The following is a 7,975-nucleotide window of genomic DNA, read 5'->3' as shown; positions in this document are numbered from 1 at the left end:
AAATAATACATTAACCAAATATTAACATTTAAGACTGATTTTGTTTTATATTTAAAATTTTAAGAATTTTAACAACTTCTTCTCTAGCAATTTTAAGATTACTGTTATTAATAACAAAATTGCTTAAAGAAATTCGTTTTTCATCATCCCACTGCATTTTCATCCGACTTAAAACTTGCTCCCGTGTGGTTTTATCACGCTTAACAACTCTTTCAATTCTCATCTCTTCGGGAGCTGTAACGGTTACTATAACATCACAATCTTTATAACGACCGCTTTCAAACAAAATTGCAGCTTCGTAAATTACATAGTGGTATTTTTTATTTTTCAACAACCAAAGCTCGAAGTCTTCTTTAACTGCCGGATGTACAATTGCATTTAATGTTGCCAGTTTATCAGCATCATTAAAAACAATCTCGGCTAATTTAGCTCTGTTTAAAACATCATTTTCAAAGAGCGAGTCTCCAAAAGCAAGTTTAATTTGTTTCACAATCTTTTCAGACTGCATTACTTTTTTGGCTTCATCATCGGCGATATACAAGGGTACCCCCATTTCTGCAAAATAGTTTGCAATAGTAGTTTTTCCACTTCCTATTCCACCTGTCAGGCCAATAATTTTAGCCATACCTATATTTTAAAAAACATTTTAGGAAAAGCCTCCTGGGGTTTTTTCTTTAAAACAATAACTTTCAGAAACGAATTCAGAAATCCAGTTCCGTAACCATAAAATTGCTTCCATACTGCAATTACAGATAAATATCCAATTTTAATGCTTTTATTCTGAATAGCGGCTGTTAGAAAAATTACTACGAAATATACAAAATATAATTGTAATAAGATATCAATATTAAAAATTAACAATAAAAAGGCTAATAATAATCCCAGTATAAAAACGGTAGGAAAGAAGAATGTCAGCTTATTATGTTCCGGATACCAACTGTTTAATATTGGTCTTGCGATTCCAAATTTATTCACCTGAATTGAAAACTTTTCCCAATCAATTCTTCGCTTATGATATACATACGCTTCCGGGAACAATCTGGTTTCAAATCCCAGGTTCCACAAACGAATAGAAAGATCAGGATCTTCTCCCGGGTGAATGTTTCCAAAACCTTTTGAAGCTATAAAAGCTTTCTTTGAAATCCCCATGTTAAAACTTCTGGGCTGAAATTTATTGATCTTCTCAGATCCACCACGAATTCCTCCCGTCGTTAAAAATGAAGTCATCGCAAAATTAATGGCTTTCTGAATATCCGAAAAACTATCTAATGCTTTATCCGGCCCTCCAAAACAATCCACATAACCCTCATTAAGCGCTTTTCGAACTTCCGTCAGGTAGTTTGCCGGAATAATACAATCCGAATCAAAAATGATAAAATAATCCCCTCTGGCCTTCTGCATTCCAAAGTTCCTCGAATCTCCCGGACCTGAATTTTCTTTAAAATAATACGATATATTCAATTTGCCTTGATAGTTCATCACGACATCTTTACAAGGTATTGATGATCCGTCTTCGACAAGAACAATTTCAAAGGCTTCATTATAATCGGATTTAGATAAGCTTTCTAAAAGTTCATCTACTTCATCCGGACGATTATACACGGGTATAATTAAAGAAAAAATCATAGCGATCACGCGGTATTAAAGTGGCAATATTTTAAATTTCAAAATTTTAACAAAGATATGTTATATTCATAAAAAAACCATTCGTCGCAACGAATGGTTTTCCTATATAGTAGTATTTTTTTCTTTTTTATTTGATACTTTCAATTTCCACAACTTCATTCGCTTCGGCAGCATAGTCTACACCAGCAAATTCAAATCCAAATAGATTCAGGAAGTCATTTCTATATCCGGCTAAATCTCCTATTTGAGGTAATGTTTCGGTTGTAGCCTCTAACCAAAGTTTCGCCACTTTAGCCTGCACATCCTCGCGCATTTCCCAATCGTCGATTCTGATTCTTCCTTTTTCATCTACAGGAACTTCTCCTCCGTTATACAATCTATCCTGAAACAAACGTTGGATTTGCTCGATACAACCTTCGTGTATCCCTTCTTCTTTCATAATTTTATATAAAAGAGAAATATACAATGGAATAACCGGAATTGCAGAACTTGCCTGTGTTACCAAAGCTTTGTTTACCGAAACATAGGCTTTTCCTCCAATAGATTTCAGATTATCTGTAATAGAGAATGCTGTTGCTTCTAAATCATCTTTAGCGCGACCAATTGTACCTTTACGGTAAACTGCTTCTGTTAATGATGGTCCAATATAAGAATAAGCTACTGTTGTAGCACCTTCAGCCAATAAATTCTCTGCTTTTAAAGCATCCATCCACATCGTCCAGTCTTCACCTCCCATTACAGCAACTGTATTCGCGATATCATCCTCATTTGCCGGAGCAATAGAAACTTCCGAAACGTTTCCAGTGTGGAAATCAACTGTTTTATTGGTAAAAGTTTGTCCGATTGGTTTTAAAACCGAACGGTGTAAAACTCCTGTAACCGGATGCTGACGCACCGGAGAAGCTAAACTGTAGATTACCAAATCAACCTGACCTAAGTCGGCTTTGATTAAATCTAAAGTTTGTCTTTTTATTTCGTTTGAAAAAGCATCTCCGTTGATACTTTTAGCATATAAACCTGCTTTGTGAGCTTCTGTTTCAAATGCAGCAGAATTATACCATCCTGGTGAAGCTGTTTTTCCTTCAACCGGTGGTTTTTCAAAAAATACTCCAATTGTTGCAGCATCAGATCCAAAAGCACTTGTAATTCTTGAAGCTAATCCGAAACCTGTTGAAGCACCAATAACTAAGACTTTTTTTGCACCAGCAATTGGTCCTTTTGATCTGATATATTCTATTTGATTTTTAACATTTTGCTCGCTACCTTTTGGGTGGGCTGTCAAGCAAATAAATCCTCTCATTCTAGGCTCTATAATCATACTTTTTTTATTTCAATTTAATTTGATCTAAACAACATATTCTATTTCAACAAAATAGACAAATATTTACTATTTAATAATTTTATCAACATTTTCCCTAACCGTTAAAATGTCAACTTTTTTATCTTTACATTCAATTTTAACTCCATTGTACTCTTCAATCAATGCATTTAAATTTTCGCACTCTCTTATGAAGTTAAATTCTTTCTTATCAACATTAAAAACGATTCCTTTTAACGTATTCAAATTGGCTGCAATAGCTCCACCAACTGCTCCTCCATTATAAGCAAAAGCCTTAGACCACAAATTAGCAAATGGTCCTTCGAGATACAAAAACTTTCCGTCGTTTAAAACTCTATGATACGAATTTGGATTATCAGCAGACATATTTCCATCTTCTTTTGATGCAAATTTCATTAAATATCTTTGCTGAATATACAGGTTACCATTGTAAACAACAGCAAAATAATCTGTGATTTTTGCATTGTTTCTTTTCCAGCAAAAGAAAACATGATATGCATCTACACTTTTTTCAATTGATTTATAACCCACAATAGTGCGTCTTTCTAACGCATCACCCATGAAAATTCCCGTTTTTGCAATGAAATCTTCATATGTTTTATAAACACCTTCAGGAAAGTCTTTTACTAAATAAGATTTAACTTCTTTACCAGCTACTTCTGTACCTTCTTTTACAGCAGTATCCTGAGCATTTATTTTGCTAATAAACAAGCAAATAAAAGACAAAACATATAGTTTTTTAATCATATTTTATTCTGATTTTGGTCTAATAGTTATAGAAGCAAATATAATTTAAATATTTAATTTAATAATTCTTTTGCATGATTTAATGCCGAATCAGAGATTTTTGCACCCGATAACATCTGCGCAATTTCGGTAACTCTTTCTTCCTGAGACAATAGCTTAAGTTCTGATTGTGTATCCTCATCAACCGTTGATTTAGAGACTTTAAAGTGTGAATCTCCTTTGGCTGCAATTTGAGGCAAATGGGTGATGGCAAAAATTTGCATTGTACCACTCATTTCTTTCATAATTTCTCCCATTCTAATGGCAATTTCTCCTGAAACTCCGGTATCAATCTCATCAAAAATCAAGGTTGGAAGTTTTGAATATTGTGCTAAAATCGCTTTAACTGCCAGCATAATACGTGACATTTCTCCTCCTGAAGCTACTTTTTTCAGCAAGCCGAAATCAGTTCCTTTATTTGCTGAGAATAAAAACTGCAACTCATCTTTTCCGTTTTGGAAATAAGTTTCAGAAGACAAAAGCTCCATATTGAAACGCACATTTGGCATTCCCAATGTTTCTAATATTGTAACTAACTTTTGTGACAAAACCGGAATTGCATTGATTCTATTCTGATGAATAGCTGCCGCAAAAGCGTCTAATTCTGTAACTTTTTGCGCTATTGATTCTGACAAAGCGGTAATTTCTCCTCCAATATTATCCAATTCCACCAGGGAATTTTCTAATGTCGCCTGTATTCCAAGCAATTCATCAACAGAAGTTACCTGATGCTTTTTTTGCAAATTATAAATCAACTGGAGTTTTTGGCTCACCAATTCTAATTGTGCAGGATCATTTAAAAGTTTTTCAGAAGCATTTTGCAATTCTTTTGAAACATCATCAAATTCAATGGCCAAACTGCTAATCCTTTCAAAAACATTTTGGTACTCCGGAGAAAAAAGTGCTATTTTTTGTAAGGCTGTTTTTATTTCATTCAGGCTGTGAAAAACACCAAATTGCTCTTCATTGGCAATTGCCAATGATTTATCCATAGCTTCTTTAATAATTTCAACATTGTTCAGTTTTTCAAAATCAGCCTCCAATTCTTCCTGCTCTCCTGATTTTAATTTTGCAGTAACCAATTCATTTAACAAATAGGTATTGTATTCCTGCTCTTTTCCTGAATCACTTTGTTTTTTCAGCAAAGCATTTAGTTTGGACTTATCTGATTTATATCCTTTCAAAACATCCTGATACGATTGAATCACTTCTCCATTATTAGCAATAGCATCAATAATTTTAAATTGAACTCCTTCATCAGATAACTCCTGAGTCTGCTGTTGTGAATGAATATCAATCAAAAACAAGCTTAAATCCTGTAATTCCTGCAAATTTACCGGACTATCATTAATAAAAGCACGCGATTTTCCTGAAGGCAAAATTTCTCTTCTAATAATAGTCTCCTCTTCATAATCGAGATCATTTGCTATAAAAAAATCTTTCAGGTTGTATTTAGAAATTTCAAACTGTGCTTCGATCACACATTTTTCTTCTTTATTTTTTAGTGAAGTTAAATCGGCTCTTTTTCCTAAAACCAATCCTATCGCTCCCAATATAATAGATTTACCCGCACCTGTCTCACCAGTAATAATAGAAAAACCTTTTGAAAAATCAATAGTTAATTTTTCAATAAGTGCATAGTTTTTAATCGACAAGGACGTTATCATAGGAAATTTGGGAAATATAAAAATTAATAAAGAGAGTAATTAAAATGGCCTAAAATTTAATCTGTGACCATTTGGTGGTATTCAACGGAGATACTTTATTCAGCACATCGGTCAGATCTGTAATCGGAATACTTGGTCCTCCAGAAAATATGGAGACAATTTCGTCTGATTTGGCATCAAAAAACACTCTGGTCAAAAAGGCATTGGGTTTTACCGAATTCAATTTTCCGGTAAGCATCAAGGCTGATTTGATTTTTTCTTTGGATGCTTTCAAATCCTGACTCATGCCGTCTAAGCCGTTATGATACATGAACATGGTTTGACGTAAATCGCTGTACATTGGCGAAATCATATCGGTAATCAAATAATAACGGTTTTGAACTCCGTCTGACTGGCTCCAGCCTTTTGATCCTCCTTGTTGTGCTACACTTGCAATATTCTGAGCGGTTTCAAGATATTGACTTCCTGCTCCCATTTGAAAGCTATCTGCGTCCATCGCTAAAATTAAATAACTGTAAAAAGAAACTACAGATACTAAATTAGACTCAAACGTGGTCGGATTAAACAACAAAGGCTCGTATTCAATATACCTGAAGTTAAAATCTTTGTCGTTGTAATTTAATATTGGTGAAGAATAAGTAGAATTATAAATCAATCGTGAGGACTGCACCTGAATAGTGCCCGAAAACTGATCGGAACTGTTTGACGATAGTGTTATGTACATCGAGCAATTGATTCGCTCATTTTGTTTTAAGACTGTTCCCGTCCAATCTGTTTTATTTACAAACTCTGACAACGAAGTCTGAAGTGTTTTAAACACTTGCTGATTGGGATTGGGTAATCTTTCTGTATTAATAGTTACAGTGCAATTTAGCTGCTGTGCTTGTGTGAAGCCAAAGATTAAAAATGCTAAAAAAGTAACTAGTTTATTCATACGAAAGATATTATTTTGATTACAGCATATAACAGACTTACTCTCCTTGTTATTGCTTTGTTTACTCTAAATCTTTATGATTTCGCAAAATGCAAAACCACTTTATTTAAAATATCAACAGCAACAGATTCTTTTGATTTCAATTCCATCGGTTCGATTTTAAAATCCTGATCAATAAAGGTTACTTTATTGGTTTCTTTTTTAAAACCGGCTCCTTCATCCTGTAAGGAATTTAGAACAATCAAATCTAAGTTTTTTTTCTGAATTTTCAGCTTCGCATTTTCAATTTCATTCTCAGTTTCCAATGCAAATCCAATTAAAAACTGATTTTTCTTTATCGCTCCTAATGAAGCCAGAATATCTTTTGTTTTTTCAAGTTCAATCGAAAATTCATCTGCCGCTTTCTTAATCTTTTGTAAAGCGACTACTTTTGGTCTGTAATCGGCTACTGCGGCCGCAGCGATTGCCACATCAACATCATTAAAGTACTCATGACAGGCATCATACATGTCTTGTGCCGAAACTACATTGATCACTTCCACCAAACCATTTTTAGCTTTATAATGTGTTGGTCCTGCAACCAAAATAACCTGAGCACCTAAGTTTGCTGCTTCATTTGCTAGATCAAAACCCATTTTTCCCGAAGAATGATTTCCTATAAAACGCACAGGATCGATTGCTTCGTATGTTGGACCGGCAGTAATTAGTATTTTTTTTCCTTTTAAAGGCAATTTACTTTCTAAATCGGCTTCCAGAAAGGCAATAATATTTTCAGGTTCAGCCATTCTTCCTTCTCCGGACAGACCGCTGGCTAACTCACCGCTTTCAGCCGGAATCATAATGTTTCCAAAACTTTTTAAGGCCGTAAAACTAGACAAAACTGAAGGGTGTTTGTACATATCCAAATCCATTGCCGGCGCAAAATAAACCGGGCATTTGGCTGATAAATAAGTAGCTACTAAAAGATTATCACTATTCCCTGTTGTCATCTTAGACAAGGTATTGGATGTTGCAGGTGCAATCAGCATCAAATCGGCCCAAAGAGCCAGATCCACGTGATTGTTCCAGACAGCATCTTCATCATCCTGATTAAAGAAACTGGAATGTACCGGATTTTTTGATAGTGTAGATAAGGTAAGTGGAGTTACAAAATCCTTAGAAGCAGGTGTCATTATCACTTGGACATGTGCACCTGCTTTTATAAAGAGTCGTACTAATGAGGCTGTTTTATAGGCTGCAATTCCACCAGAAACCCCTAGTAAAATTTTCTTCCCGTTTAAAACTGACATTATACTATATTATTTGTTTGAACCTCTGTGGTATGTTTTACCGTCTAACCACTCCTGAACTGCTAAAGCGTGAGGTTTTGGTAATTTTTCGTAAAATTTAGAAACTTCGATTTGTTCTTTATTTTCAAAAACTTCTTCAAGACTGTCATTATAAGTAGCAAACTCTTCTAATTTCTCTGTCAATTCTTTTTTAATTTCAGAGTTAATTTGATTTGCTCTTTTAGCCATAATGGTAATTGCTTCATACACATTTCCTGTTGGCTCTTCAATAACTGTTTTATTGTAAGTTATTGTATTTACAGGAGCATTCGTCTTTTTTAAATCCATGACTTTA

8 protein-coding genes are annotated in these 7,975 nt (G+C 34.2%); all 8 read right to left on the bottom strand.

Features of this window, described 5'->3' with window-relative positions:
* Window positions 1–28 precede the first annotated feature (28 nt).
* The 8 genes from coaE to JO950_RS14155 all read right to left on the bottom strand — a co-directional run bounded on the left by coaE (window position 29) and on the right by JO950_RS14155 (window position 7,968).
* Window positions 29–625: a dephospho-CoA kinase gene (gene coaE, locus JO950_RS14190; protein WP_089078003.1), complete on the bottom strand. Its 597-nt coding sequence runs from the start codon at window positions 623–625 to the stop codon at window positions 29–31.
* A gap of 2 nt (window positions 626–627) precedes the next feature.
* Window positions 628–1,626 carry a glycosyltransferase family 2 protein gene (locus JO950_RS14185; protein WP_202703248.1) on the bottom strand — a complete coding sequence of 333 codons (999 nt, stop codon included), beginning with the start codon at window positions 1,624–1,626 and terminating at the stop codon, window positions 628–630.
* A 127-nt stretch (window positions 1,627–1,753) separates the two neighbouring features.
* Window positions 1,754–2,944 (bottom strand): enoyl-ACP reductase FabV, encoded by a 1,191-nt coding sequence (gene fabV / locus JO950_RS14180; RefSeq protein ID WP_202703247.1) that lies wholly within the window; start codon window positions 2,942–2,944, stop codon window positions 1,754–1,756.
* A 69-nt stretch (window positions 2,945–3,013) separates the two neighbouring features.
* Window positions 3,014–3,712 carry a hypothetical protein gene (locus JO950_RS14175; RefSeq protein ID WP_202703246.1) on the bottom strand — a complete coding sequence of 233 codons (699 nt, stop codon included), beginning with the start codon at window positions 3,710–3,712 and terminating at the stop codon, window positions 3,014–3,016.
* Window positions 3,713–3,765: 53 nt separating this feature from the next.
* Complete coding sequence (gene recN, locus JO950_RS14170) at window positions 3,766–5,418, bottom strand: DNA repair protein RecN (RefSeq protein ID WP_202703245.1); 1,653 nt, start codon at window positions 5,416–5,418, stop codon at window positions 3,766–3,768.
* Between the two features lie 49 nt (window positions 5,419–5,467).
* Window positions 5,468–6,352 carry a DUF4835 family protein gene (locus JO950_RS14165; protein WP_202703244.1) on the bottom strand — a complete coding sequence of 295 codons (885 nt, stop codon included), beginning with the start codon at window positions 6,350–6,352 and terminating at the stop codon, window positions 5,468–5,470.
* A 74-nt stretch (window positions 6,353–6,426) separates the two neighbouring features.
* Window positions 6,427–7,641, bottom strand: a complete 1,215-nt coding sequence (gene coaBC, locus JO950_RS14160) for a bifunctional phosphopantothenoylcysteine decarboxylase/phosphopantothenate--cysteine ligase CoaBC (protein ID WP_202703243.1) — start codon at window positions 7,639–7,641, stop codon at window positions 6,427–6,429.
* Between the two features lie 9 nt (window positions 7,642–7,650).
* Window positions 7,651–7,968 carry a DNA-directed RNA polymerase subunit omega gene (locus JO950_RS14155; protein WP_007807938.1) on the bottom strand — a complete coding sequence of 106 codons (318 nt, stop codon included), beginning with the start codon at window positions 7,966–7,968 and terminating at the stop codon, window positions 7,651–7,653.
* Window positions 7,969–7,975 lie beyond the last annotated feature (7 nt).

This window comes from Flavobacterium sp. UGB4466, from assembly GCF_903469665.1.
In the GTDB taxonomy this organism is placed as follows: Bacteria; Bacteroidota; Bacteroidia; order Flavobacteriales; family Flavobacteriaceae; genus Flavobacterium; species Flavobacterium lipolyticum.
Note: the sequence above shows the minus strand (reverse complement) of the source record. Positions and strands in the feature narration are given on the sequence as shown.

Bases quoted from the DNA above. Each gene is read 5' to 3' on its own strand.
- JO950_RS14155 (WP_007807938.1), bottom strand. From the start codon at position 7,968: ATGGATTTAAAAAAGACGAATGCTCCTGTAAATACAATAACTTACAAT.
- recN (WP_202703245.1), bottom strand. From the start codon at position 5,418: ATGATAACGTCCTTGTCGATTAAAAACTATGCACTTATTGAAAAATTA.
- fabV (WP_202703247.1), bottom strand. From the start codon at position 2,944: ATGATTATAGAGCCTAGAATGAGAGGATTTATTTGCTTGACAGCCCAC.
- coaE (WP_089078003.1), bottom strand. From the start codon at position 625: ATGGCTAAAATTATTGGCCTGACAGGTGGAATAGGAAGTGGAAAAACT.
- JO950_RS14175 (WP_202703246.1), bottom strand. From the start codon at position 3,712: ATGATTAAAAAACTATATGTTTTGTCTTTTATTTGCTTGTTTATTAGC.
- JO950_RS14165 (WP_202703244.1), bottom strand. From the start codon at position 6,352: ATGAATAAACTAGTTACTTTTTTAGCATTTTTAATCTTTGGCTTCACA.
- JO950_RS14185 (WP_202703248.1), bottom strand. From the start codon at position 1,626: ATGATTTTTTCTTTAATTATACCCGTGTATAATCGTCCGGATGAAGTA.
- coaBC (WP_202703243.1), bottom strand. From the start codon at position 7,641: ATGTCAGTTTTAAACGGGAAGAAAATTTTACTAGGGGTTTCTGGTGGA.